Origin of the sequence: Faecalibacterium hattorii (genome assembly GCF_003287455.1) — a bacterium.
Classification (GTDB): Bacteria; Bacillota; Clostridia; order Oscillospirales; family Ruminococcaceae; genus Faecalibacterium; species Faecalibacterium hattorii.
The window spans coordinates 38,888-63,650 of the sequence record NZ_PRLC01000011.1 but is presented as its reverse complement, the minus strand read 5'-3'; the positions used below and the strand labels follow the sequence as shown (position 1 = coordinate 63,650).

The following is a 24,763-nucleotide window of genomic DNA, read 5'->3' as shown; positions in this document are numbered from 1 at the left end:
GCGGGGCCGGAGAACCCCATAAAGGCACTATTGCTCGTATACTATAATAGCAAATTCCGCCCTTAAAGTAAACGCAAACCGACTAGCAAAACACAACAAAAATTCAAGAAATTTTTTGGCTGTTTTTTACTCTTGTGTTTTTGGTGAGATTTTTCTTGCAGAATTTTAAGTTTTTGGCGGGATCAGCGGATTTTTCTTAACTTTTCCTTAATTTTGAATTGACAATCATACAGGAGATGCCGTAAACTGGAACCAATGGATTTTCCGGGTCCGGAACGTTTTCGGCCCGCTCAGAAAGGACGCAGAAACGATGGACGCAGCACATTTTGAGAAGAAACTGACCAGTGAGGTGATCTTCGAGGGCCGGGTGGTCACCTTGACCAAGGATACCGCCCTGCTGGAAAATGGAAAGACCGCCACCCGCGAGGTAGTCCACCACCACGGCGGGGCCTGCATCGTGCCCTATTTTGAGGACGGCACCATCTGCATGGTCCGCCAGTTCCGCTACGCCATGCAGCAGGAGCTGTGGGAGCTGCCCGCCGGCAAGCTGGAGCAAGGGGAGGACCCCTTCGAAGCCGCCAAGCGGGAGTTGGAGGAGGAGTGCGGCCTGACTGCAGCGCACTACACCTCGCTGGGGGAATTTTACCCCACCGTCGGCTACGATACCGAGGTCATCTATACATGGGTCGCCACCGGCCTGACGAAGACCCACATGCACCTTGACGCGGACGAGTTCCTGACCCCCGACCGCGTGCCGCTGCAAAAGGCCTACGAAATGGTTCTGAGCGGTGAGATCAGGGACGGCAAGACCATTGCGGGCGTGCTGAAGCTCAAGGCCCTGCTGGACGAGGGCAAACTGTGATCGTCTACGAAGATGCGGCCCTTGCAGTCGTGAACAAACCGGCGGGTCTTTCCAGTGAAACGGGTCTGCCCGACGCGCTGCGGGCCCTCTGGGGCAAGCCGGACGCCTATGTGGGGGTGGTGCACCGGCTGGACATCGGCGTTTCCGGGCTGATGGTGCTGGCCAAGACGCCGAACGCCGCAGCGGCCCTGACCCGGCAGATCACCGAAAGTCAGGACGCCTACGCCGTGCTGGACGGCCGGGCCGAACCCACGAAGCACACCCCCGCCGCACCGGTCTTCGTGAAGCAATACCGCGCCGTCCTTGCGGGAGCGCCGGATGAATCCCTGCCCGAAGCGGGGACTCTGCGGGACTATCTCTTCAAGGACAGCCGGAAGGGGAGGGTCTTCCCGGTCAGCCGCCCCCGCAAAGGGGTGCGGGAAGCGGTGCTGGAATACCGCATCACGGCCACAAACGGGGTCCTGAGCCTTGCGGACATCACCCTCCACACCGGGCGGACCCATCAGATCCGGGTGCAGTTCGCCTCCCGGAAGCATCCGCTCTGGGGTGACGGCAAATACGGCAGCCGGTTCAAGGGGAACATCGCCCTGCAAAGTGCGCGGCTGCAATTCCTGCACCCGGAAACGGGGCAGCAGATGGAATTCCGGCTGGAAAAGCCGAACGAGGAACCATGGAACATCGGGTAAATGCTATGGAACAACAAACATACAAGGCGGATGCCGAAATTTATGAAGTGCTGGAGCGGGAAATCATCGATCTGACCATCCGCCCCGGCAGCTTGCTGAGTGAAAACCCGCTCTGCGCCCGGTTCGGAGCACCGCGTTCCCTCATCCGGGTGGTCTTGCAGCGGTTGCAGGAAAACGGGCTGGTGAAGATCGTGCCCTACAAAGGCACCACCGTCACCCGGCTGAACCGGGAGATCGTGGAGGAGCTGATCTATGAGCGCACCGCCGTGGAAGCCCGCGTCCTGCGGGATTTTTCGCCAAAGTGCACCCCGGAGCAGCGGGCGCTGATCCGGAAGCGGGCCGCCGCCTACGAGGAGCTGGCCCACGCCGAGCATCCGGACTTCAACCGCCTGTATGAGGCCGACCGGCTGCTCCACGAGACATGGTTCGCAGCTATGGGCAAGATGTACCTCTGGCGCACCTTGCAGAGCGCTCACGCCGACTACAGCCGCTTCCGGATGCTGGACACCATGACCAGCGGCGGGCTGGCCGAGGTGATTGCGGACCATACGAACCTCATTGAGGCCATCGAGCGGTGCGACCTTGCGGCCTTTGAGCCGCTGGTGGAGCGCCACCTCTACGGCGGCATCCGTCGGCTGGGCAGCAAGCTGACCGAGGAATACGCCGACTATTTTGAACCCGAAAAATAAATGTTCCACGTGGAACGCCAAAAAAGACCAGCGCCGCAGGGTGAGATACTCTGCGGCGCTGGTCTTTTGCTTATCGGAGAACGTTCGCCCTTGGGGGAAGAGCGCGGAAATTTTATCGTTTATTAAAGTTGATTGGAGCGATTCAGCACAAAGCTGCGGGTCTCGTTCGGGGCAAAGTACGGCGTATACTGGATGCCGATCTGCTCCCAATCGCTCGGAACGATCGCATAGATCTTGATGCAGCCAGATTTCTGGGGCTCCAGTGTGCCAAGGAATCCGGCTCCCAGAATGTCGCCGATGCCTGCGTTGGGGGTCATTCTACTGAAGCCGATTGCTGCGTGGCCCAGTTTCTTGTCCTTTGCCACCACAACAAATTCGCTCTCGCCAAGCGTGTCAAATTTGTTGTTCTTGATGGCTTTCCAAACATCGCTCAGTTTATCCTGTGCCGTATTGCCCATCTGGATGGCCTTTTCCGACTGATTGTCGAGGCCAAAGCAGATGGCGATCAGCGTCTTATCTGCATAGTTGCCCGCAATCTCCGAACCAAAGCCCTGCTGATAGCCCAACAGCTTCACATTCACGCCATTGATCTGGACGGTCTCATTGGCGCCATACACGGTGTTTTTCGATCCGCCGCCCTCCTCGGAACACCCTGCGAAGATGCCGGATGCGGTAACAGCCAGCGCAGCAGCGCCGACGCATTTCAGGAAAACTCTACGGCTCATGCTTGCCATATTCGGTACCTCCCTTAAATGATCTGGTATCTCAACTTATCAGACCTTTGTCCGGTAAGCTGGTTTCTGGCTTGAGAATACCAGAACTCCAAGGATTTGGCAAGAGGATTTTTCGCAAAAATCCGACCGAATAGCGTTTCTTTGTACGAAATTTCAGTAAAGAATCTTTGCTCATTCGCTGAAGGTGCGGAATTTGCGCACGAAGCGGCAAAAAACACAGCAGCTTTGCCAAGCCGCTCCCCAATTTCTTAGAGAAACCGCCGAAAATGCAGCTGTTTTTCCGCAAGGGCACCAGAAAACGTTTTAGCCGAAGATGCCGGTCAGGAAAATTTCCAGACCGATGCCGATGAGGATGATGCCGCCCAGAACGGAGGCTTTTCCGGCCAGCTTGGTGCCGAACTTTTTGCCGATGTGCAGACCGGCCATGCAGATAAAGAAGGTGACCGTCGCGATGATGAGGGAAGCCACCAGTGCCATGACCCAGCCGTACTCCGAAATAGTGAAACCGACGGAGAGGGCGTCGATGCTGGTGGCGACGCCCTGCACAAAAAGGGCACCGGCGCTGAGCGCGGCGGCTTCCTCGGTCTCCTCGCCCTTGATGCCCTCCATCAGCATCTTTCCGCCGATGTAGGCCAGCAGGATGAGGGCGATCCACGGAATGAATGTCTCAAAGGATGAGAACAGCTCTACGACGGTGTGGACGCAGACCCAGCCCGTCATAGGCATGACCGCCTGAAACAGGCCGAAGGTGCCTGCGATGATGCACATCCGCTTCATCGACATTTTGGGATCGTGCAGACCATTTGCCATCGAGACCGAAAACGCATCCATCGCCAGACCCACGCCCAGCAGTGCGCTGTTGAAGAAGAATAAGAAACTCCATTCCATACTGAATATGCCTCCTAAATTTGACCAGATTTGGTGCGGCTAACAAAACCCGGAATCGGTGCGCGTGCACGTCCGATTCCGGGTCATTTTTTTACAAACTGATTCCATGTGTTATGGGCGTGGTACTCGCACCAAAACACGTCCTGAGAGGTGTTATTCCGAATCAGTCCTCGGTGCTGTCCGCTTCCGGGGTCTCGGCAGCCGAAGCCTCATCGGCGGCTTCCATGGCGGCCAGCTGCTCGGCGGTGGGCTCGTCGCCCTCCTCGGCCTCAACAGTCTCGGTCTGGGCTTCGTCGTCGTGGTCGGTGCGGGCAAGGACCATGACCTTATCGTTCTCGCCCAGACGCATGACCCGGACACCGGAGCCGTAGCGGCTCTGGACCGGGATGGAATCGGCGTGGAGGCGGATGATGATGCCCTCCTGACTGCTCAGCAGGATATCATCCACATCATCGACGATCTTAACGGCAGCCACTTTATCCTTGGAGGCATCGTAGTTGCGGATGCCCTTGCCGCCGCGGGCCGTGATGCGGTAGGTGTCGATCTCGGACCGGCGGCCCTTGCCGTTTTCGGTCACGGTCAGGATGGTGGCACCCTCGCGGCAGATGCAGACGCCAACGACTTCATCCCCCTCGGCCAGCTTGATGGCACGCACGCCGTGGCCGCTGCGGCCCATGGGGCGGGCGTCCTCTTCGTTGAAGCGAATGGCCTGACCGTTGCGGGTGGCAACGATGAGCATATCGTGGCCGGTGGTCAGGCGGGTCCATGCCAGCGCGTCGCCCTCGTTCAGGGCAATGCCGATCAGGCCGGACTTGCGGATATTGGCATACTGTTCCAGCGGAGTGCGCTTGATCAGGCCCTGCTTGGTGACCATGGTGACGAAGCCGCCCTTGTTGTCCTCATCCTTGGGGTAGCAGAGCATATTGGTGACCTTTTCGCCCTCGGCCAACTGGAGCAGGTTCACGATGTTGGTGCCCTTGCTGGTGCGGCTGCCCTCGGCGATGGTGTAACCCTTGAGGCGGAACATCCGGCCCCGGTTGGTAACGAACAGGACATAATCGTGGGTGGAGCCGACGAACATCTCCTGCACGATGTCCTCTTCCTTGCGGGTCATGCCGGAAATGCCGCGGCCGCCGCGCTTCTGGGCCTGATAAGTGGCCTTGAGCTGGCGCTTGATATAACCGGCCTCGGTCAGGGTGTAAACGCACTGTTCCTCGGCAATGAGGTCTTCGATGTCCACTTCGCCGTTGACGGTCTCGATCTCGGTGCGGCGCTCGTCACCGAAGCGCTTCTTCATATCCAGCAGCTCGTTCTTGACGATCTCCAGCACGCGGGCGTCGTTGGCGAGGATGTCCTCCCAATCGCGGATCTTCGCCTGCAGGGTGCCCAGTTCTTCCTCGATCTTGAGGATCTCCAGACCAGCCAGACGGCCCAGCTGTAATTTCACGATGGCGTCGGCCTGCGGGTCATCGAAGCCGAACTGTTCCATGATGGCAGCCTTGGCCTCGGCCATGCCGCCCTTGCAGGCGCGGATGGTGGCGATCAGTTCATCCACGATGTCGGTGGCCTTCTTCAAGCCTTCGAGGATGTGGGCGCGCTCCTGTGCCTTCTTCAGGTCGTACTGGGTGCGGCGGCGGACCACTTCGTCTTGGAACTCCACGTATTTCTGGATCATCTGCTTCAGGGTCAGCACCTTCGGCACCTTGTGGTCGATGGCCAGCATGATGACGCCGACGGTATCCTGAAGTTGGGTGTACTGATAGAGCTGGTTCAGCACCACCTGCGGGTTCGCGTCCTTGCGCACATCGATGACGATGCGCATTCCCTTGCGGTTGGTCTCATCGTTCAGGTCGCTGATGCCCTCGATCCGCTTTTCCTTCACGAGGTCTGCGATGTTCTCGATCAGGCGGGCCTTGTTCACCATGTAGGGGATCTCGGTGACGATGATCTGGGCGCGGCCGTTCTTCTTCTCCTCAATGGTGGCGCGGCCGCGCAGAGTGATCTTGCCGCGGCCGGTGGCGTAGGCGGCGCGGATGCCGCTGCGGCCCATGATGATGCCGGCGGTGGGGAAGTCCGGGCCTTTGATATATTCCATCAGGCCGGGCAGGTCGATGTCCGGGTTCTCGATATAGGCCACGCAGCCGTCGATGACCTCACTCAGGTTGTGGGGCGGGATGTTGGTGGCCATGCCCACTGCGATGCCCTGACTGCCGTTGACCAGCAGGTTCGGGAAGCGGCAGGGCAGGACGCTGGGTTCCTTCTTCGTTTCATCGAAGTTGGGGTCCCAGTCGATCGTGTTCTTGTCGATATCGGTCAGCATCTCGACGGCCATCCGGCTCATGCGGGCCTCGGTGTAACGGTAAGCAGCCGGGGGGTCGCCATCGACGGAACCGAAGTTACCTTGGCCGTCCACCAGCGGGTAGCGCAGGGAGAAATCCTGTGCCAGACGGACCATGGCATCGTAAACGGATGCGTCGCCGTGGGGGTGGTAGGAGCCCAGCACTGCACCGACGGTATCCGCCGACTTGCGGTAGGGATGGCTGGGGTCGTTGCCGCGCTCGTGCATGGTATAAAGAATGCGGCGGTGGACCGGTTTCAGACCATCGCGCACATCGGGCAGAGCACGGGACACGATGACCGACATGGAGTAATCCAGAAACGCCGTTTCGATTTCCTTCTTGACGTCGCGGATGATCTTTTTGGTACCGCTGCCCGGTATCATCACAAAATCTTCTTCCATTTTTTCCTCCGTTTGGATTGCTTCAACCTCTCCGTCAGCGCTGTCGCGCTGCCACCTCCCCTAATAGGGGAGGCCTTGGCAGTCGGATGAGGCTTGCTGTATACGCCAGAGGCTCCCCTACTAGGGGAGCTGGCGAGCCGTAGGCTCGACTGAGAGGTTTATTTTTTATTAGACATCGAGCTTCGCATATTGAGCATTTGCCTCAATAAAGCGGCGGCGGGGCTCGACCTGATCGCCCATCAGGATGGTGAAGGCTTCGTCGGCCTTCTCGGCGTCCTCAATGGTGATCTGCACGATGACGCGGTTATCGGGGTTCATGGTGGTCTCCCAGAGCTGCTCCGGGTTCATCTCACCAAGGCCCTTATAGCGGTTGACCTTTGCGCCCGGCATTTCCTGCGAGAGCACGGCCATTTCGGCGTCGTTGTAGGCGTACTTGATGGTGTTGCCCTTCTGCACCTTGAACAGGGGCGGCTGGGCAACGTAGACATGGCCCTGCTCGATGAGGGGGCGCATATAGCGGAAGAAGAAGGTCAGCATCAGGGTGCAGATGTGAGAACCATCCACATCGGCATCGGCCATGATGAACACTTTGTCGTACCGCAGTTTGGTGATATCAAATTCTTCACCGATGCCGCAGCCCAGTGCCAGCACGACGGGCATCAGCTTATCGTTGCCGTAAATGCGGTCGGCGCGGGCCTTTTCGACGTTGAGCATCTTGCCCCACAGGGGGAGGATGGCCTGAATGGCCGAGTCACGGCCCATCTTGGCCGAGCCGCCTGCAGAATCGCCCTCGACGATGAAAATTTCGGTGCGGGAGGGGTCTTTTTCGCGGCAGTCCGCCAGCTTGCCGGGCATCCGGCTGGTCTCCAGCGCGCTCTTGCGGCGGACCAGCTCACGGGCCTTCTTGGCGGCAGCGCGGGCGCGAGCGGCCTGTGTGGCCTTTTCAAAGATGGCCTTGGCCACGCCGGGATTCTCCTCGAAGAATTCCATCAGCTTGGTGTAGACCATGTTGGAGACGAGGGTGCGGATCTCGGTATTGCCGAGCTTCGCCTTGGTCTGACCCTCGAATTCGGCCTCCTGCAATTTCACGGAGATGACGCAGATCAGGCCCTCGCGGACATCGGAGCCAGAAAGGTTCTCGTCCTTATCCTTCAGCAGACCGTGGCTGCGGCCGTAATCGTTGAATACGCGGGTCAGGCTGGTGCGGAAGCCCTCTTCGTGGGTGCCGCCGTCGGGGGTGTTGACGTTGTTGGCAAAACTCAGCACCAGCTCGTTGTAGCTGGAATTGTACTGCAGCGCGATCTCCGCCATGCCGCGGTCGGTCTGGCCCTTGAGGTAGATGACGTTGGGGTGGAGCACTTCGAGGTTGCGCTTCTCATTCAGGTAGGTGACAAAGCTCTTGATGCCGCCCTCATAGCACATGACCTCGGTGCGGTAGCAGGGGTCGCCCTCCTGCCCATCCTCCAGAACGGGGGTGTAGAGTTCCCGCTCGTCGGTCAGGGTGATCTTGACGCCCGCGTTCAGGAAGCTTTCCTCCCGCAGACGCTTTTCCAGCGTCTCGAAGTTGTAGACGGTGGTGTCCTTGAACATCTCCGGGTCCGGCTTGAAGGTGACACGGGTGCCGGTGACGCCCGGCTCCACAGTGCCGATGCACTTCAGCGGGCCGTCCGGGTCGCCGCGGCGGAAGGTCTGCTCATACTCATGGCCGTCCCGGCGGACATTGACGGTCAGCCACTCGGAACAGGCGTTGACGACGGACGCGCCGACGCCGTGCAGACCGCCGGCCACCTTGTAGCCGGAGTTCTCGCCGCCGAACTTGCCGCCAGCGTGGAGGATGGTGTAAACGACGGTGACGGCGGGCAGACCGGTATCGGCCTGAATGTCCACGGGGATGCCGCGGCCGTTATCCGTGACCTGAATGATGTTGTCCTTTAAGATCTTGACCTCGATGTGGTTGCAGTAACCGGCCAAGGCCTCGTCGATGGCGTTGTCCACGATCTCGTAGACCAGATGATGCAGTCCGCGCTCACCGGTGGAACCGATATACATGCCGGGGCGCTTGCGCACCGCTTCCAAGCCCTTCAGGACCTGAATCTCACTGGCGTTGTACTCGTGGTCCGTCGCGGTTTCCACGTTGGTGCTGGTGATGATTTCCTCTGCCATATCCTTTCTCCCTTTTTGATTTTCTATCGTAAAATTTTATTGGATGGTTTGTTCAGCGCGCCGTTTCATCGCGGCGCTGGACAACTCCGAAAGATACACCGTATCCACCGGGGCGTCCGCTAACACATAACACTGGGGCAGCTCTTCCGAAAGGCTGACCACGGCCCCGTTCTTCTGGGCGTAGTTCAGAAACTCACGCCCGCGGGGGGAGATGGTGGTGGTCTCCAGATTGAAGATTCCGATGATGTCCCGATCGTTCAGAACATAGTCGCGCCCCAAGTGAATATACATTTCGTATTATCTCCATTTGTTAGCAGGGGCAGCCCTCGTCTGCCAGTTCAAGCCTTGGTCAGCACACCGCCGTTCATGCGGTAGACCTCGCCGTCCGTTTTCAGGAAGGCGGTGTCGTCGCAGCTGGTGACGAAGGTCTGCTTTTCCCGCATCCGGGTCAGCAGATACTGCTTGCGTCCATCGTCCAGCTCGCTGAGCACATCGTCCAGCAGCAGCACCGGGTGCTCGCCGGTAATGGCTGCTGCAGCCGCAGCTTCCGCCATTTTCAGGCTCAGGACCACGCTCCTCTGCTGTCCTTGACTGGCAAACACTTTGGCAGGCTGCCCATCGAGCAGCAGTTCGATGTCCTCCCGGTGGGGGCCGCAGAGGCTTTGCCCGGCCCGAAGCTCCTCGCTCTGGCGGGCACGGAGCAGGTGGGCCAGACCGCCCGGCTCAAACTGGGCAGCATAGTGCAGCTCCATCCGCTCCGCCCCATGGGAGAGCTCGGCATAATTGCTGCACGCAAGGGGGCCCAGCCGCTCAAGGTAAGCCCGCCGCCTCTGCTGGATGGCCTCGCCCTGCACGGCAAGCTCCGCATTGAGCACTTCCAGCAGGGCCGCTTTTTCAGCATAGGGACGTTCTGGCCCCGCTGCAGAACGGCGAAGCAGCGCGTTTTTCTGCTGCAACGCCCGGATGTAGCGGCGGTAGACCGTCAGGTAGCCGGGGTAGAGCTGGCAGAGCGCCGCGTCCAGAAACTTCCGCCGCCCTTCCGGCGCCCCTTTGACAAGGCTCAGGTGGCCGGGGTCGAAGACCACCGCCGGAAAGCTGCCCGCCAGCGCCGATGCCCGCTTGGGCGGTGCCCCGTTCACCGAGGCGTTCCGCCCCGGCCGGGAGGAGTCCGGCGTACCGATGGTCATCCGAATGCGGCGCTCTTCTTCAGGCTCTTCCAGCAGGAGTTCTTCCGGGTGCTGTGCGCTCAGGGTAGACGCTTCCAGCACGGCAAAGGGTTCGCCCCGCCGCACCAGTTCGGCATCCTTGCCACCCCGGAAGCTTTTGCCGCCGGTCAGCAGCCAGATGGCCTCCAAAAGGTTCGTCTTGCCTTGGCCGTTATTGCCGCAGATGACGGTCAGCTCCCGGCCCGGCGTCAGGCTGGCCGACGCGATGTTGCGATAATTTTGGACTTCCAGTGAGAGCAGACGCATGGTTTACTGGCCCTGCCCCACGGTCACGCTCTGGCCGTCCAGCTCAATGACGTCGCCCGCGCGGCACTTTTTGCCCCGCATGGTGCAGACTTCGCCGTTCACTTTGACGGCACCACCCTGCACCAGCTCCTTGGCTTCGCCCCCGGTCTCACACAGACCCGCGTATTTCAGCAGGGCATCCAGCTTAATAAATTCCGTATGGATGAGAATTTTTTGCATATTACGCCTCTCAATCGTTCTTGAAGCGGACGGGCAGGACCAGATACAGGAAGTCGCTGCCCTCGGCGGGCAGGACCTTGACCGGACTCAGAGGGCCGCTGATCTCCAACCGAACCTGCTCTGTGCGGGCGTTGCGCAGCGCATCCAGCAGGTAGCGGTTGTTGAAGCCGATCTCCACATCGTCGCCTTCGCACTGGGCGTTGAATTCATCCACCACGCGGCCAAGGTTGGTCTGGCAGCGGACGACGACTTTACCCGCAGTAAAACTGATGCGGAGGGGATTTTTTAAACGCTCTGTAATAATCAGAGAAGCGCGCTCAATGGTCTCGATGAACTCCTTGGTATCCAGCGTCACGCGGGTGCGGCTGCCGTCCGGGATGACGTTGTGATAGTTGAGGAATTCGCCCTCGATCAGGCGGCTCATGATGGTGTAGCCCGCAGTCATGAAGACGACATAGCGGCGGTTGGCGCAGATGTGGACCAGCTCTTCGTCATCGTTGGCCAGCAGGTGCGATACTTCGTTCATGGTCTTGCTGGGCACGATGATCCGGATATCCTTCACGGCCTTGATGGGGCGCTCGACGATGGCCAGACGGTAGCCGTCCAGCGCAACGACGGTCATCTTATCGGGCAGGATCTCGAATAATTCACCGGTGTGCGCAGGTTTTCTTTCGTCCTGACTGACGGCGTACAGGGTACGGTCGATGATATCCCGCAGCACGCCGGTCTGGATGGTCAGGGTCTCTTCGGCGCCGGTGTTGGGCAGTTCGGGGAAATCGGTGGCCGACATGGATTGGATCTCGAACTGGGCGACGCCGCTCTGGATGGTGGTCTTGCCGTTGTCGGCAGACTGGATCGTGATCTGGCCGGAGGGCATCCGGCTGACCATGCTGCTGAGCAGCTTTGCGTTCAGCACGATCTCGCCGGGCTCCTTGACGTTGGCTTCAATGGTGGTCACGATGCCCATTTCAAGGTCGTAGCCGGTCAAAGTCAGTTGAAAACCTTCGGCTTTCAGCAAAATGCCTTCCAGCACGGGGATGGTGGAGCGGAGGGTGACAGCTTTGGAAACGCCATCGATCGCAGCGCTCAACAGGGTCTTATCGCAGATAATGTTCAATCTATTGTCTCTCCTTTGTTTGGATTCCGGTTTTCAGGTGCTTTGCCCATGGATCTGGATGCAGAACCGCCTGATGTATATTGAACTTGTTGTAGTAACCGTAGTAGGGGGTGGGGAAGATGTTGAAAAGTCGGAAAGTTGCTGGAATCATGCCGGGCTGGGGTTTTCCACGGGATTGTGGATCCGGTGTGAAGGAATTGTTGAATCGTGTGGTTCGTGGGTTCTTTCCACAGACGATGTGGATTGTGGGTGTTGAATGTTGAAAACTCTGTGGAAAGAGTGGAAAGATTCGCCCGCTTCCCACAACATCTTGTTCCAGTTTCCACGGAAATGCCCGATTTTCTCCTATATTTTGGGGTCACGCCTCTGAATGAGTATGACTTTTCCTCCCCGGAAGGGGGTTATGCCTTCACGTTTTTGATGATGTCGCTGACGGTCTCCCGCAGGTGCTGGTCGTTCTTCATATCCCGCTCCATGGTCTTCAGGGAGTAGACGATGGTGGAGTGGTCACGGCCGGAGAACTCGCGGCCGATCTCCTCCATGCTCATGCCGGTAACTTCGCGCAGGATGTAGATGGCGACGCGGCGGGCCGAGGCGACGTTGGCATTCCGCTTGGTACCGCGAATGTCGGCGGGGGAGACGTTGAAGGTGCGGGACACTTCGCCCACGATCTTCTCGATGGTGACGGGCACCGGCTGGGTCTCGTTCAGGATGTCCTTGATGGCATTCTGCGCCACGCTGATGACAGGCTGGATGCCCTCCAGCATGTAGTAGGCGTTCAACTTCTTGACGGCGCCTTCCAGCTGGCGGATGTTGTTCTTCAGGTGGTTGGCGATGAACTCTGCCACATCTTCGGGCAGGTCAAGGTGGAGCAGCTCGGCCTTGCGCTTGACGATGGCCACGCGGGTCTCGAAATCCGGCGGCTGGACATCGGCGGTCAGGCCCCACTCGAAACGGGTGCGCAGACGCTCTTCAAGGCTCTTGATCTCCTTGGCGGGGCGGTCGGAGGCGATGACGATCTGTTTGTGGGCATCGTGCAGGGAGTTGAAGGTGTGGAAGAACTCCTCCTGCGTGGACTCCTTGCCCGCGATAAACTGGATATCGTCCACCAGCAGCAGGTCGGCCACGCGATACTTCATGCGGAAGTCCTCGGTGCTGCCCGCGCGGATGGCGGCGATCAGCTCGTTGGTGAACTGCTCACAGGTCACGTACATGATGACGAAATCGGGGTGGGTGCGCTTGATCTCGGTCTGGATGGCCGTCAGCAGATGGGTCTTGCCCAGACCGGAACCGCCGTAGATGAACAGCGGGTTGTAGGCTCCGGAGGGGTTGGCCGCCACCGCCTGCGCCGCAGCAAACGCAAACTGGTTGGACGGGCCCTTGATGAAGTTTTCGAAGGTGAATTCGTAGTTGCCCTGCGGGGAGGCGGGGTTCGCCTCGTACTGCTGGGCCAGCACGACTTCGTGCGGCGGGGTGCTGGGCACCACGAGGGTGATGTCCACGTCAAAGCCCAGCACGGTCTTGAAGGCTTCCTTGAGCAAGCCAAGGTAGCGATCCGTCACGATCTTGCAGATGAAGTCGTTCCGCACCGAGAGGGTGATGTGGCTTGAGTCCTCAAAGCTGATGGGCTCAAGACCATCGATATAGAGATTATAGGTCGGCTCGGCCATCTGCGTTTTGCAGTACGCCTGTGCGGCCTCTAAAACGTCCTTGAAAGAATCCATAAAACATCCACTCCATTGAAGTTTTCAACAATGCTGCTGATACTAGGTTAGTATACCACAAAAATCTCCCTGCGTCTATATTCTATAATGTAATTTATAATACATAAGAAAAGACGCACCTTCGCACCTCCGCGCGGCTTGTGTCCAAGAGAAAAAACAGCCACAAGATATGGTGGAAGAAAAGTTTTCCACGGGAGAAGGGTGAAAAAGTTGAAAGATTTTTCACACCCGGTTTTGAAAAAAGTTTGCTGGAAAGCGAAAAAAATGCTTGACAGAAGGGGATAGTGTGCGATATACTGTTGAATTGCAAGCCTGTCCCCATTTTGGGACCAGAATAGACCCCATAACCGGGGACGAGTTTTTACGGAGGATACAACCATGAAGAGAACTTTTCAGCCCAAGAAGCGTCAGCGCAAGGAAGTTCATGGCTTTCTGACCCGCATGAGCACCAAGAACGGCCGCAAGGTCATCAATGCTCGCCGTGCAAAGGGCCGCAAGAGCCTGACCGTCTGATCCAGCAAGCGTTGAGCGAAGGATCCGGCGCAGAATTGAACATGCGCAAAAAGGCTGCTGATATTGGATTGGCGGCCTTATTTTTTTATTTCCGCGCGGTTTGACTAAAAAATAAACCGAAGATTTGGCACAAAAAACGTCCGGACAGGCTTTTCATGTCGGCGTTTTTTTGCTATACTGAATTTTGAACTTTGCCTTTCTGGCAAATGTTCGGACTTTACCTGAAAAGGAGGCGCCGAAGGAGTGCGCTATCGTCCCATCCGCCGCAACAGCGAATATGGCCGCGTGTATGCCCGCGGCAAGTCCTATGTGAACCCGGCGCTGGTCTTGTATGTGCTCAAGACCCGCGGCAAGAAGACCCGCGTGGGCCTGACGGCCACCAAAAAGATCGGCCACGCCGTCCAGCGCAACCGCGCCCGCCGCGTGATGAAGGCCGCTATCGACGAGCATCTGGATCATAACATCGGCGGCTACGACCTGATCTTCGTGGCCCGCGGCATCACCCCGCATCTCAAGAGCTGGCAGCTCAGCGAAGTGGTAGCCAAGCTCTTTGCACAGGCCGGTCTGCCGGATAAGGCAAAGCAGCCGGGCGCAAAGGCCCCCGCTACCGTCCCGCCCGCCCGCAAAGCTGCGGCAAAGGCGAAGGAATGAGCCTTTCGCAGTTCGCCCGGAACGCGCTGTGCGTGCCCATCCGGCTCTATCAACGCTTTATCAGCCCCGGCCTTGGCCGCAACTGCCGCTTCACCCCCTCGTGCAGCCAGTACACGCTGGAGGCCATCCAGACCCACGGCTGCTGCAAGGGTCTGTTGCTGGGCGCATGGCGGATCGCCCGCTGCAACCCGCTGGGCCGCTGGGGGTATGACCCGGTGCCGCCAAAAGGGAAATGGGTCAGCCCGGAGCGGAAGCTCTCGGCTTCGAGGCTTTACCAAAAGCGGCATGAATAGCTTCTTGTGACGCACCGTACTGTGGGCGGTGTGTCCTTCGCATAAAAATTCAACGTCCCGCACCACAGGCGGGGCAGAATGGACGAAGATATGAATCCTTTATACATCCTCGGCTGGCCTCTCGGCTACGTTATGGAGTGGATCTACAAGCTGATCCCGAACTACGGCTGGGACATCATCCTGTTCACCCTGCTGATCACGGTCATCAAGATCCCGCTCCAGCTCAACCAGCAGAAGAGCATGGCCAAGATGTCCGCGTTCCAGCCCATGATCGCCGACATCCAGAAGAAGTACCGCGATAAGCCCGATAAGCAGCAGGAAGAGCTGATGAAGCTGCAGGAGCAGGGCTACAAGCCCACCGCCGGCTGTATGCCGATGCTCGTCAACTTCCTCGTCATGTTCGGCGTTATCGAAGTTGTGTACCGCCCGCTGCAGCGCATCTTCCACATCGGCGCCGATGCTCTGACCGCCGCCGGTGAGGCTCTGACCGCCCTCGGCGTCAGCTTTACCACTGTGACCCGCGATACCAACATCATCGCGCAGGTCATCGCGGGCGAGAGCACCGTGACCAGCTGCTTCACCCCGGAGCAGGTCAGCACCATCACCGAGTTCGGTCAGCACATGGACTTCTTTGGCATCGATCTGACCCGTGTGCCCCAGTACAGCTTGGCCGCAGAGAACCTGCCCCTGCTGATCCTCCCCATTCTGGCCATTGTGACCATGTTCATCTCCACCCACATCAGCATGAAGGCCTCCGGCCAGCAGATGCAGGGCGGCATGAAGATGACCATGTATATGATGCCGCTGATGTACCTGTTCTTCTGCTTCACCGTTCCCTGCGCATTCTCCCTGTACTATGTCGTCTCCAACATCCTGATGACCGTGCAGAGCATCTTCATGAAGAAGATCTACGACCCCGAAAAGATGAAGGAAGAAGTCTTGGCTGAAATGGCTGCCCGCAAGAAGGAGCAGAAGCGCGGTGTGAAGAACACCACCATCAAGGTCATCGACGAAAAGACTGGCCAGACCGTTGAGAAGAACATCTCTGCCAGCGAGATGAACAAGCGCCGTCTCGAATATGCCCGCAAGCTGGACGAAGAGCGCTATAAGGACGAGCGCACCGTTCCGCTGAGCGAGCTGAATAAGAAAGAGGAGGAATAACGGTTATGATCCATACTCAGGAAGCAACCGGCAAGACGGTTGATGAAGCCCGCGCAAAGGCCTGCGCCCTGCTGGGTGTGCAGGCTGAGGATCTGAATGTGAGCTATGAGGTTCTGGAAATGCCCCAGAAGACGGGCTTTCTGGGTCTGAAGCTGACCCCCGCCAAGGTGCGTGTCAGCGTGGAAGAACCCGATGTCCCCGCCGCCCCCATTGTGGAGGAGGCCCCGGCACCCGCTGCAGAGGAAAAGGTGGAAGCACCTGCTGAAGAAGCGGCGGCTCCCGCCCCGGCCGAGGATGTTCCCGCCGCGGAGCAGCCCGCTGCTCCGGTGGAGGAAGCTGCTGCTCCGGCCGAAGAGACGGCTGCTCCTGCAGAGGAGGCCGAAGAGGTCGAAGTTCCCATCAACATCGAAGAGAACAACAAGGTCAAGGCCGCTGTGGACTACCTGAAGGAAGTCATCACCCTGATGGGGGTCAGCGACGTGACCTTCAGCGCCGTGCAGAAGGGCGAGGCGACCATCATCCGTCTGGATGGCGAGAAGCTGGGTGCCCTGATCGGCCGCCGCGGCGAGACCATGGAGAGCTTGTCCTATCTGGCAAGCCTCGTGGCCAACCGTCTGGAAGGCGACTACATCAAGCTGGGTCTGGACGTGGCCGGCTACCGCGACAAGCGCGAGAGCGACCTGACTGCACTGGCACAGCGCATCGGCGCCAAGGTCCGCAAGACCGGCCGCAGCTTTGCGATGGAGCCCATGAACCCCTACGAGCGCCGCATCATCCACTCCGCCATCGGCAAGATGGAAGGTGTCCGCAGCGAGAGCAAGGGCGAGGGCCGTGACCGCCGTGTGGTCATCTACTCCACCGCCCCCGATGCACAGACCGACAACACCTACGGCGAGCGCCGCCCCCGCGGCAATGGCCGCCGGAACAATGGCGGTTATCGCGGTGGTTCCCGCAGCGGCAATCGGAACGGTGAGCGCAGCGGCTATCGCAGCGGCAGCCGTGGCGGCTCCCGTCCGTCGGGCAGCCGCGGCCCCCGCACGTCCAGCGTGCCGGAGCGCACCTACGCCCCCCGTGACGCTGAGAATGCCGCCCCTGTGGCACCCAAGCGCACCGAGCGCGTGGATGATTTCGCCGATTTCAACTTTGGCAAGATCGAGATCTGATCACTGAATTTTCAACCATTCTGCTCCTTTCTGGTGGAAAACTGCCGGAAAGGGGCATTTTTTGTGCCGGAGTGGGGGCTGATTCTATCTTTTTCGCGGCACACGTGTTATAATAAAAAGTGGATGTATACCGCCAAACCGGAAGATTCCCGCACCGGCGGGCAAGCCGGGCGCTGAATGGGGAGGGAACACAGATGCAGAATATGACCATTGCGGCCATCGCGACCGCACCGGGGGCGGGTGGCATCGCCGTCGTGCGCCTTTCGGGGCCGGAGAGCTATGCGGTGGCGGCGCGGGTGTTCCGTCCTGCGAACCCGAACAAGCGGGTGGAGGACGCCAAAGGCTACACCGCCTTGTTCGGAAAATTTCTGGAAGGGGAGGACGCCTTTGACGAGGGAGTGGCCCTCTTCTTCCGGGCACCCCACAGCTACACCGGCGAGGACGTGGTGGAGCTTTCCTGCCACGGCGGCAGCGCGGTGGCGCGGCGGCTGGTGGAAAGCTGTATCGAAGCCGGGGCGGCCCCTGCGGCCCCCGGTGAGTACACCCGCCGCGCTTTCCTAAACGGCAAGCTCAGCCTGACACAGGCCGAGGCCGTCATGGACATCATCTCGGCGGATGGGCGGCAGGGCGCCGCGCTGGCCAATGCGTCGCTGGGCGGTGCGCTGGCCAAGAAGATCGCAGCAGAAAAAGAGGCCCTGACCGCCTTACAGGCTCATCTGGCCGCGTGGGTAGACTTCCCCGAAGAGGATGTCCCCGAACTGGACGAAGCCCATTTGCAGACCGTGCTGGGCGGCGTGAAGGACGAGCTGGACACCCTCATCCAAAACTACGACGCCGGGGCCGTTCTGCGGGAGGGCGTGGACTGCGCCATCGTGGGCCGGCCCAACGCGGGAAAATCCACCCTGCTGAACCTGCTGGCCGGATTCGACCGAGCCATCGTCACCCCGGTGGCGGGCACGACCCGCGATGTGGTGGAACAGGCGGTGCGGCTGGGGGACATCCGGCTGAACCTCTTCGACACCGCCGGTCTGCGGGACACCGAAGACCTCATCGAGGCCGAGGGCATCCGCCGCAGTTGGAAGAAGCTGGACGAGGCGGGGCTGGTGCTGGCGGTGTTCGACGGCTCTGCGCCGCTGACCCGCGAGGACTTTGAGCTGGCCCGGAAATGCGCCGGACGCCCGGCCATTGCCCTCATCAACAAAGAGGACAAGCCGACCCAGTTCGACGCGGAGATCATCGCACCCTATTTCGCGATGGTGCTGCCGGTCTGCTGCCAAGAGGAGGGGACCCGGAAGCTGATCTCCTCGGCGGTGGCGCGGCTGCTGGGCACAAACCAGATCGACCCCCACGCCGCCAGCCTTTCGGGTCAGCGGCAGCTGGCTGCCGCCACCCGTGCGCGGGAAGCCGTTGCCGGGGCGCTGGACGCCGCCGCTGGTGGGTTCGGGCTGGACGCCGTGTCCGTCTGTGTGGACGACGCGCTGGATGCCCTCTGCGACCTGACCGGCGAAAATGCGTCGGAGGCCGTCATCAACGAAGTATTTGAACGCTTTTGTGTGGGAAAGTAACAGTTAGAGAGCAACTGTAAAATAGAGGGAAACAAACGTGAATCATTTGGGAGATTATGACGTCATCGTGATCGGTGCGGGCCATGCGGGCATTGAAGCGGCCCATGCGGCGGCCGCACTGGGCGCGAAGACGGCTGTTTTTACCATGAGCTTGGATGCCATCGGCAATATGCCCTGCAATCCCAGCATTGGGGGAACGGCAAAAGGAACGCTGGTACGTGAATTGGATGCACTCGGCGGCGTGATGGGTCTGGCGGCGGATGCCACCTACCTGCAAAGCCGGATGCTGAACAAGGGCAAGGGCCCGGCAGTCCATGCCCTGCGGGTCCAGACCGACCGCAAACGTTACCACGAATATATGAAGCACGCGCTGGAACTGACGCCCGGCCTTGCCATCCATCAGGCGGAAGTGGTTTCCATCGAGGTGGAAGACGGCCACGTGAAGGGCGTTGTCACCCAGTTGAACGGCGAGTACGGAGCCAAGTGCGTGGTCATTGCTACAGGCACCAACCTCGGTGGCAAAATTTTTGTCGGCGATGCGTGGTATGCTTCCGGCCCGGACGGGATGCACGCGGCCAACGCACTGACCGAGAGCCTGAAAGCGGCTGGTCTGCCCCTGCGCCGGTTCAAGACCGGCACCCCGGCCCGTGTCCACCGCCGGAGCATTGATTTTTCGAAGCTGGAATGCCAGCCCGGCGACCCGGACAACGAATTGCAGCCCTTCAGCTTCATGACCGATGCCCCCATGCACAACAAGGTGGAGTGCTGGATCGCCTACACCAACCCGGAGACCCACAAGATCATTCTGGACAATATCCAGCGCAGCCCGCTTTACGGCGGCATGATCGAGGGCGTCGGCCCACGGTACTGCCCGTCCATCGAGGATAAGGTCGTCCGCTTTGCGGGGAAGGAGCGCCACCCCATCTTTGTGGAGCCCTGCGGCGAAAACACCGAAGAGATGTACTTGCAGGGCGCGTCCAGCAGCTTGCCGGAGGATGTGCAGAACGCTTTCTACCGGAGCATCAAGGGTTTCGAGAACATCGAGATCATGCGCCCGGCCTACGCCATCGAGTACGACTGCGTGGACCCCACCAGCTTGGAGGCTACGCTGGAAAGCAAGCAGGTTCGCGGCCTGTATGGAGCCGGGCAGTTCAACGGCACCTCCGGCTACGAGGAAGCCGCTGCGCAGGGTCTGCTGGCGGGCCTGAACGCCGCCCGCAATGCGCTGGGCGAAGACCAGCTCATCCTGCCCCGCCACACCAGCTACCTCGGCACCTTGGTGGATGACCTTGTGACCAAGGGCGTTATGGACCCTTACCGGATGATGACCAGCCGGAGCGAATACCGCCTGACCCTGCGGCAGGACAACGCCGACCGGCGGCTGACTCCCATCGGCCGGGAATACGGTCTGGTGCAGGACGACCGCTGGGCCAAGTACCAGCAGACACAGGCTGTTTTGGACGTGGAGCGCCGCCGTCTGCACGAGACGCACCTCCGTACCGCTGACCTGCGGGCCGCCATGGAAGCAGCGGGCCTTGCCCCGGCAGCAGAGGGCGGCATTGCGGAAGAGCTGCTCCGCCGCCCGGAGATCAGCTACCCGCTCATCGCCGGTCTGATCGGCTGGGGGGAGGGGATCACCCCGATGCTGGCCGAGCGGCTGGAAACGGAGATCAAGTACGCGGGCTACATTGCCCGGCAGGACCGGATGATCCGCGACGTGGCCCGCCACGAAAAGACGCTGATCCCGGAGAATTTCGTCTACGAGAACCTGACCGGCCTGACGCTGGAAGCCCGCGAAAAGCTGGCCCGCATCCGCCCCAAGAACCTTGGGCAGGCGGGCCGCATCCCCGGCGTTTCGCCCTCGGATGTCGCCCAGCTGAGCATTGCACTGGCTGCGAAAAACGATACTTGATAAAGGGACGATACAATGGAACTGACGCTTTATAAGGGTCGCCCCCACGACTGCACCGGGCGGCTGGAAAAAGAGGTGCGCACCTACGATCTGCTGGATAAGCTCGGCATGGAATACTGGCGCACCGACCATGCCTTTATGAAAGCTGACACAATGGAGGATTGCAAGGTCATCGACGACTGCCTCGGCGCGACGGTCTGCAAGAACCTCTTCCTCTGCAACCGGCAGAAGACGAACTTTTATCTGCTGATGATGCCGGGGGATAAGCCCTTCAAAACGAAGGAACTTTCCCATCAGCTCGGCATTGCCCGCCTGAGCTTTGCCTCGCCGGAGGATATGGAGCAGTACCTCGACTGTACGCCGGGTTCCTCTTCCATTATGGGCCTTGCCAATGACCCGGAGAACCATGTTCAGCTCCTCGTGGACGAAGATGTGGTCAAGGGTGAGTTTCTGGGATGCCACCCCTGCATCAATACCTCTTCGCTGAAGCTGCGGACGAAGGAAGTGCTGGAAGTGTATCTTCCCGCCGTGCACCATGAACCGATTTACGTGAAACTGACGGGAGAATAAAAATGATCGACAAAAACAGATTGGAACAAAAGTGTTCCACATGGAACATTTCTCTGACCGGCACCCAGCTCGACCAGTTGGACGCCTTTGCCGAGATTCTTGTGGAGTACAACCAGAAGGTCAACCTGACCGCCATCACCGACCCGGAGGGCATCGAGGACAAGCACTTCCTTGACAGTCTGCTCTTTGCCTCCCAGCCCGAAGTGGCGGGGAAGATGGTGGACGTCGGCGCGGGCGCGGGCTTTCCCGGCATCGTGACCAAGATCTACAAGCCGGAACTGGAGCTGACCTTGATGGAACCCACCGGCAAGCGGGTGGAATTTTTGAAGTATGCGTGCGGCCAACTGGGCCTGACCGGCGTGGAGTTCGCCAAGGAGCGCGCCGAGGAAGCGGCCCGCAAGGTCTGGCGGGAGCAGTTTGATCTGGCCTCGGCCCGCGCTGTGGCGGCGCTGCCCATGCTGGCGGAGTATTGTCTGCCGCTGGTCAAGGTCGGGGGCAGCTTTCTCGCCATGAAAGGCGCTTCCGGCGAGGAGGAGCTGAACGCTGCCCGCGGTGCCATCAAGAAGCTGGGCGGCGAGTACAGGGAGACCCGCACCCTCCACCTGCCGGGCGGCGACACCCGCACCCTCATCCTCTGCAAAAAGATTTCGCAAACTCCGACAGCCTACCCCAGAAATGGCGGCAAAATCGCAAAAAGTCCACTGAAATAACGCTGCAACGAAAGAAATATGAAACACCCTGCCGAACGAAACTTCTGGCGGGGTGTTTTGTTTTCTGGTACACTGGGGATGGAACAGCGTAGTTTTCCACCTTTTCCTGAGAAATGGTTGAAAACAAACGCAACCTTTGGTGAAAGGAGTCACATTATGTTTGAACGCAAAAAATCAGCCGGGAAGATCTTTCTTCTCCCGGTGGACGACATCCATCCCTCACCCTATCAGGCGCGGACCAGCTTTGACGAAGCGGAGCTGGCGGGCCTCGCCCAGAGCATCCGGGAAAATGGTCTGCTGCAGCCCATCACGGTGCGGAAGACGGAAAACGGCTACGAACTGGTCGCGGGGGAGCGGCGTCTCCGGGCCTGTAAGCTGGCCAAGATGAGCACCATCCCCTCCATCCTCTGCGATTATTCGGATCACCGCACGGCGGCGCTGGGGCTGCTGGAAAACTTGCAGCGGGCCGACCTGAATCCCTTTGAACAGGCGCAGGGGCTGCGGGATGTCATGGTCCTGTGGGACTGTACCCAAGCCGAAGCGGCCAAGCGGCTGGGGATGGCCCAGCCCACCTTGGCCAACAAGCTGCGGCTGCTGCAGTTGACGCTCGACCAGCGGCAGTTCATTTTGGACAACGGCCTGACCGAGCGCCACGCGCGGGCGGTGCTGCGCTTGCCTGAAAACCGCCGCAGCGAAGCCCTCATCATGATCGCCAAGCGGAAGATGAACGCCCGCGCCACCGACCTTTACATCGACCAGCTCCTCAACGCCACAGCGCAGGGCAAGCACCATATCTCCATGGTCAAAGACGTCCGCATCTTCGTGAACACCATCGACCACGCCATCCGCCTGATGACGGACAACGGCGTGCCCGCCACCGCCCACCGCGAAGAGCGGGACGGCTATATCGAATATACCGTCCGCATCCCCACCGCCGCTGCGCAGAAGTAGGGGAGAACCCCCCTCTTTGCTGTTCCACATGGAACAATCTGGGAGCAAAATCAGAAAAAACTGCGAAAGAAACCCTGCTTTTGCGTAAAATTATGAAGAATCGGGTTCAAAAAGCCGCGCTGATGTGCTATACTAAAGAATAAAGGGGCTTGCAGACGGGAAAACGGCAGCCCGACCTCGAATGTTCCACGTGGAACAAATAAGTTTTCCTGAGAGGAAGAAAACGCGCGTGGCAAAAATAGTTGCAGTTGCAAACCAAAAAGGCGGCGTCGGTAAGACGACCACCGCCGTAAACCTGTCGTCCTGCGTTGCGGCGCTGGGCAAAAAGGTGCTGATCGTGGATCTGGACCCGCAGGGCAACACCACCACCGGCTACGGCATCCCGAAGCGGAGCGTGGAGCTGGGTACTTATGAAATGCTGATCGGCGAGGCGAGCGCCCGCGAGGCGGTCCGGCACACCGAGTTCCGCACCGACGTCATCGGCTCCAACACCCGGCTGGCCGGTGCGAGCCTTGAGATGATCGACCTGCCCGGCCGCGAGAGCCGGCTGCGCAAGGCGCTGGCCGAGGTGCAGAAGGACTACGACTTCATCTTTGTCGATTGCCCTCCCAGCCTCGACCTGCTCACGCTGAACGGCCTGTGCGCCTGTGACAGCGTGCTCATCCCCATCCAGTGCGAGTATTATGCGCTGGAGGGTCTGTCGGAACTGATCAGCACCCTGAAGACCATCCGCAAGAAGTATAACCCCTACCTCGACATCGAGGGCGTGGTCTTCACGATGTTCTCCGGGCGGCTGAACCTGACGATGCAGGTCGTGGATCAGGTCAAGAAATATTTCGGCGCGAAGGTCTATAAAACGACGATCCCGCGCACGATCCGCATTTCGGAAGCGCCCAGCTACGGCCAGCCCATCAATTTTTATGAGCCAAAGGGCAAGGGCAGCGAGGCCTATATGGACCTCGCCATTGAGTTCGTGAAGAACAACCGCCCCCACGAGCCCGCCAAGCGGCGCACCAAGGCGGCCAGCGCACCCGCTGAGAAGAAAAACGCGCTGGAAGAAGTTTGAGCAGAAGGGTAGAGGGAGAACATGGCAAAGAAACGAGGAGGCCTTGGCCGGGGATTGGAAAGTCTGTTTGAGGACGTTTCCCCCAGCTTTGAGTCCGAGAACAAAGTCGAAACTCTGCCCCTGCGGGAGATCGAGCCGGACCCCGGCCAGCCCCGCAAGACCTTCGACGATGAGGCGCTGGGCGAGCTGGCCGCCAGCATCGCGGAGCACGGGCTGATCCAGCCCATCGCGGTGCGGCCCAAGGCTGCGGGCGGCTATCTCATCGTGGCGGGTGAGCGCCGCTGGCGTGCATGCCGGATGGCGGGCCTGACCGAGGCTCCCGTCGTCGTCAAGGATGTGACCGACGAACAGGCGATGGAGCTGGCACTGGTGGAAAACCTTCAGCGCGAGGATCTGGACCCGGTGGAAGAGGCAGTGGGCATCCATGAGCTGATGGCCCGGTGCGACCTGACGCAGGAACAGGCGGCGCGGAAACTGGGTAAGAGCCGCAGCGCGCTGGCCAACAGTCTACGGCTGCTGAACCTGCCGGAAAACGTGCTGGAACTGCTCAAGGGCGGCTTCATCACGACCGGCCACGCCAAGGTGATCCTGAGTCTGCCCACAGCGGAATTGCAGGGACAGGCGGCCCAGATGATCGCCGACAACGACCTGAATGTGCGTCAGGCCGAGGCCCTGTGCAAGAAGTTGGCGAAGCCCCCCAAGGCCCCGGCAGAGCCTGCCCCCATCGACACCCTTCCCGTGGAAGTGGAGGAGAGCCTGAAGGAAGTGCTGGGCAGCGAAGTCAATGTCGCCTACCACGGCGGCAAAGGCAAGCTCACCGTGCATTTCTACTCGGACGAGCAGCTGAAGGCCTTTGCGAATCTGCTGGGCAAGTACCAACCATAACGCGATCCAAGGCGGGCTTCCGCCTTTGA

24 protein-coding genes are annotated in these 24,763 nt (G+C 59.8%); 15 read left to right on the top strand and 9 right to left on the bottom strand.

Annotated elements, in window-relative coordinates:
- Positions 1 to 310: 310 nt before the first annotated feature.
- The 3 genes from C4N23_RS08785 to C4N23_RS08775 are packed head-to-tail and all read left to right on the top strand — an operon-like array spanning position 311 to position 2,237.
- The gene (locus tag C4N23_RS08785; protein ID WP_112145489.1) at positions 311 to 862 is read left to right on the top strand and encodes an NUDIX domain-containing protein; all 552 of its coding nucleotides are present in this window, start codon (positions 311 to 313) and stop codon (positions 860 to 862) included.
- Positions 859 to 1,548 carry an RluA family pseudouridine synthase gene (locus C4N23_RS08780; protein ID WP_112145487.1) on the top strand — a complete coding sequence of 230 codons (690 nt, stop codon included), beginning with the start codon at positions 859 to 861 and terminating at the stop codon, positions 1,546 to 1,548. Before C4N23_RS08785 ends, C4N23_RS08780 begins: the two co-directional genes overlap by 4 nt.
- Before the next feature lie 5 nt (positions 1,549 to 1,553).
- Complete coding sequence (locus tag C4N23_RS08775) at positions 1,554 to 2,237, top strand: GntR family transcriptional regulator (protein WP_055189063.1); 684 nt, start codon at positions 1,554 to 1,556, stop codon at positions 2,235 to 2,237.
- A gap of 122 nt (positions 2,238 to 2,359) precedes the next feature.
- On the opposite strand, the gene C4N23_RS08770 is transcribed toward C4N23_RS08775, so the two are convergent.
- The 9 genes from C4N23_RS08770 to dnaA form a co-directional block, all read right to left on the bottom strand.
- Entirely contained in the window at positions 2,360 to 2,962 is a 603-nt protein-coding gene (locus C4N23_RS08770) for a hypothetical protein (RefSeq protein WP_181567102.1), read from the bottom strand.
- A 312-nt stretch (positions 2,963 to 3,274) separates the two neighbouring features.
- On the bottom strand, positions 3,275 to 3,859 hold the full coding sequence (locus tag C4N23_RS08765) for a manganese efflux pump MntP (RefSeq protein ID WP_112145483.1): 585 nt from the start codon (positions 3,857 to 3,859) through the stop codon (positions 3,275 to 3,277).
- Between the two features lie 163 nt (positions 3,860 to 4,022).
- Positions 4,023 to 6,599: a DNA gyrase subunit A gene (gene gyrA, locus C4N23_RS08760; RefSeq protein WP_112145481.1), complete on the bottom strand. Its 2,577-nt coding sequence runs from the start codon at positions 6,597 to 6,599 to the stop codon at positions 4,023 to 4,025.
- Positions 6,600 to 6,767: 168 nt separating this feature from the next.
- A complete protein-coding gene (gyrB, locus tag C4N23_RS08755; RefSeq protein ID WP_097839567.1) occupies positions 6,768 to 8,762 on the bottom strand; it encodes a DNA topoisomerase (ATP-hydrolyzing) subunit B in 1,995 nt (664 codons plus the stop codon).
- Positions 8,763 to 8,798: 36 nt separating this feature from the next.
- A complete protein-coding gene (gene remB, locus C4N23_RS08750; protein ID WP_055189075.1) occupies positions 8,799 to 9,053 on the bottom strand; it encodes an extracellular matrix regulator RemB in 255 nt (84 codons plus the stop codon).
- A gap of 47 nt (positions 9,054 to 9,100) precedes the next feature.
- Positions 9,101 to 10,234 carry a DNA replication/repair protein RecF gene (gene recF / locus C4N23_RS08745; protein WP_112145479.1) on the bottom strand — a complete coding sequence of 378 codons (1,134 nt, stop codon included), beginning with the start codon at positions 10,232 to 10,234 and terminating at the stop codon, positions 9,101 to 9,103.
- A gap of 3 nt (positions 10,235 to 10,237) precedes the next feature.
- On the bottom strand, positions 10,238 to 10,453 hold the full coding sequence (locus tag C4N23_RS08740; protein WP_055189079.1) for an RNA-binding S4 domain-containing protein: 216 nt from the start codon (positions 10,451 to 10,453) through the stop codon (positions 10,238 to 10,240).
- Between the two features lie 10 nt (positions 10,454 to 10,463).
- Positions 10,464 to 11,570, bottom strand: coding sequence for a DNA polymerase III subunit beta (gene dnaN, locus C4N23_RS08735; protein ID WP_112145477.1), 1,107 nt, complete (start codon positions 11,568 to 11,570; stop codon positions 10,464 to 10,466).
- A gap of 401 nt (positions 11,571 to 11,971) precedes the next feature.
- Positions 11,972 to 13,294, bottom strand: coding sequence for a chromosomal replication initiator protein DnaA (gene dnaA / locus C4N23_RS08730; RefSeq protein WP_005929139.1), 1,323 nt, complete (start codon positions 13,292 to 13,294; stop codon positions 11,972 to 11,974).
- Positions 13,295 to 13,672: 378 nt separating this feature from the next.
- Between dnaA and rpmH the strand changes: the two genes are divergently transcribed.
- The 12 genes from rpmH to C4N23_RS08670 all read left to right on the top strand — a co-directional run bounded on the left by rpmH (position 13,673) and on the right by C4N23_RS08670 (position 24,734).
- Positions 13,673 to 13,807: a 50S ribosomal protein L34 gene (gene rpmH, locus C4N23_RS08725; RefSeq protein ID WP_005924258.1), complete on the top strand. Its 135-nt coding sequence runs from the start codon at positions 13,673 to 13,675 to the stop codon at positions 13,805 to 13,807.
- 243 nt (positions 13,808 to 14,050) lie between these two features.
- Entirely contained in the window at positions 14,051 to 14,458 is a 408-nt protein-coding gene (gene rnpA / locus C4N23_RS08720) for a ribonuclease P protein component (RefSeq protein ID WP_055189083.1), read from the top strand.
- Positions 14,455 to 14,751, top strand: coding sequence for a membrane protein insertion efficiency factor YidD (yidD, locus tag C4N23_RS08715; RefSeq protein WP_112145475.1), 297 nt, complete (start codon positions 14,455 to 14,457; stop codon positions 14,749 to 14,751). The genes rnpA and yidD overlap by 4 nt, the downstream gene beginning before the upstream one ends.
- A gap of 90 nt (positions 14,752 to 14,841) precedes the next feature.
- Positions 14,842 to 15,912: a YidC/Oxa1 family membrane protein insertase gene (locus C4N23_RS08710; RefSeq protein WP_242983762.1), complete on the top strand. Its 1,071-nt coding sequence runs from the start codon at positions 14,842 to 14,844 to the stop codon at positions 15,910 to 15,912.
- A gap of 5 nt (positions 15,913 to 15,917) precedes the next feature.
- On the top strand, positions 15,918 to 17,075 hold the full coding sequence (jag, locus tag C4N23_RS08705; protein WP_112145473.1) for an RNA-binding cell elongation regulator Jag/EloR: 1,158 nt from the start codon (positions 15,918 to 15,920) through the stop codon (positions 17,073 to 17,075).
- A 194-nt stretch (positions 17,076 to 17,269) separates the two neighbouring features.
- Complete coding sequence (gene mnmE / locus C4N23_RS08700) at positions 17,270 to 18,640, top strand: tRNA uridine-5-carboxymethylaminomethyl(34) synthesis GTPase MnmE (RefSeq protein WP_097839574.1); 1,371 nt, start codon at positions 17,270 to 17,272, stop codon at positions 18,638 to 18,640.
- A gap of 37 nt (positions 18,641 to 18,677) precedes the next feature.
- Positions 18,678 to 20,552, top strand: a complete 1,875-nt coding sequence (gene mnmG / locus C4N23_RS08695) for a tRNA uridine-5-carboxymethylaminomethyl(34) synthesis enzyme MnmG (protein ID WP_112145472.1) — start codon at positions 18,678 to 18,680, stop codon at positions 20,550 to 20,552.
- A 15-nt stretch (positions 20,553 to 20,567) separates the two neighbouring features.
- The gene (locus tag C4N23_RS08690) at positions 20,568 to 21,122 is read left to right on the top strand and encodes a prolyl-tRNA synthetase associated domain-containing protein (protein ID WP_342587751.1); all 555 of its coding nucleotides are present in this window, start codon (positions 20,568 to 20,570) and stop codon (positions 21,120 to 21,122) included.
- Positions 21,123 to 21,124: 2 nt separating this feature from the next.
- The gene (gene rsmG / locus C4N23_RS08685) at positions 21,125 to 21,832 is read left to right on the top strand and encodes a 16S rRNA (guanine(527)-N(7))-methyltransferase RsmG (RefSeq protein WP_112145470.1); all 708 of its coding nucleotides are present in this window, start codon (positions 21,125 to 21,127) and stop codon (positions 21,830 to 21,832) included.
- Between the two features lie 156 nt (positions 21,833 to 21,988).
- Positions 21,989 to 22,783, top strand: a complete 795-nt coding sequence (locus C4N23_RS08680; protein WP_055189097.1) for a ParB/RepB/Spo0J family partition protein — start codon at positions 21,989 to 21,991, stop codon at positions 22,781 to 22,783.
- Between the two features lie 229 nt (positions 22,784 to 23,012).
- Positions 23,013 to 23,849: a ParA family protein gene (locus tag C4N23_RS08675; protein ID WP_055189098.1), complete on the top strand. Its 837-nt coding sequence runs from the start codon at positions 23,013 to 23,015 to the stop codon at positions 23,847 to 23,849.
- Positions 23,850 to 23,870: 21 nt separating this feature from the next.
- The gene (locus tag C4N23_RS08670) at positions 23,871 to 24,734 is read left to right on the top strand and encodes a ParB/RepB/Spo0J family partition protein (RefSeq protein ID WP_112145468.1); all 864 of its coding nucleotides are present in this window, start codon (positions 23,871 to 23,873) and stop codon (positions 24,732 to 24,734) included.
- The last annotated feature ends 29 nt before the right edge of the window (positions 24,735 to 24,763 follow it).

Coding starts and splice junctions, on each gene's coding strand:
- C4N23_RS08785 (WP_112145489.1), top strand. CDS start 311: ATGGACGCAGCACATTTTGAGAAGAAACTGACCAGTGAGGTGATCTTC.
- C4N23_RS08775 (WP_055189063.1), top strand. CDS start 1,554: ATGGAACAACAAACATACAAGGCGGATGCCGAAATTTATGAAGTGCTG.
- C4N23_RS08770 (WP_181567102.1), bottom strand. CDS start 2,962: ATGAGCCGTAGAGTTTTCCTGAAATGCGTCGGCGCTGCTGCGCTGGCT.
- C4N23_RS08765 (WP_112145483.1), bottom strand. CDS start 3,859: ATGGAATGGAGTTTCTTATTCTTCTTCAACAGCGCACTGCTGGGCGTG.
- gyrA (WP_112145481.1), bottom strand. CDS start 6,599: ATGGAAGAAGATTTTGTGATGATACCGGGCAGCGGTACCAAAAAGATC.
- gyrB (WP_097839567.1), bottom strand. CDS start 8,762: ATGGCAGAGGAAATCATCACCAGCACCAACGTGGAAACCGCGACGGAC.
- remB (WP_055189075.1), bottom strand. CDS start 9,053: ATGTATATTCACTTGGGGCGCGACTATGTTCTGAACGATCGGGACATC.
- recF (WP_112145479.1), bottom strand. CDS start 10,234: ATGCGTCTGCTCTCACTGGAAGTCCAAAATTATCGCAACATCGCGTCG.
- C4N23_RS08740 (WP_055189079.1), bottom strand. CDS start 10,453: ATGCAAAAAATTCTCATCCATACGGAATTTATTAAGCTGGATGCCCTG.
- dnaA (WP_005929139.1), bottom strand. CDS start 13,294: ATGGATTCTTTCAAGGACGTTTTAGAGGCCGCACAGGCGTACTGCAAA.
- rpmH (WP_005924258.1), top strand. CDS start 13,673: ATGAAGAGAACTTTTCAGCCCAAGAAGCGTCAGCGCAAGGAAGTTCAT.
- yidD (WP_112145475.1), top strand. CDS start 14,455: ATGAGCCTTTCGCAGTTCGCCCGGAACGCGCTGTGCGTGCCCATCCGG.
- C4N23_RS08710 (WP_242983762.1), top strand. CDS start 14,842: ATGAATCCTTTATACATCCTCGGCTGGCCTCTCGGCTACGTTATGGAG.
- jag (WP_112145473.1), top strand. CDS start 15,918: ATGATCCATACTCAGGAAGCAACCGGCAAGACGGTTGATGAAGCCCGC.
- mnmE (WP_097839574.1), top strand. CDS start 17,270: ATGCAGAATATGACCATTGCGGCCATCGCGACCGCACCGGGGGCGGGT.
- C4N23_RS08690 (WP_342587751.1), top strand. CDS start 20,568: ATGGAACTGACGCTTTATAAGGGTCGCCCCCACGACTGCACCGGGCGG.
- rsmG (WP_112145470.1), top strand. CDS start 21,125: ATGATCGACAAAAACAGATTGGAACAAAAGTGTTCCACATGGAACATT.
- C4N23_RS08680 (WP_055189097.1), top strand. CDS start 21,989: ATGTTTGAACGCAAAAAATCAGCCGGGAAGATCTTTCTTCTCCCGGTG.
- C4N23_RS08670 (WP_112145468.1), top strand. CDS start 23,871: ATGGCAAAGAAACGAGGAGGCCTTGGCCGGGGATTGGAAAGTCTGTTT.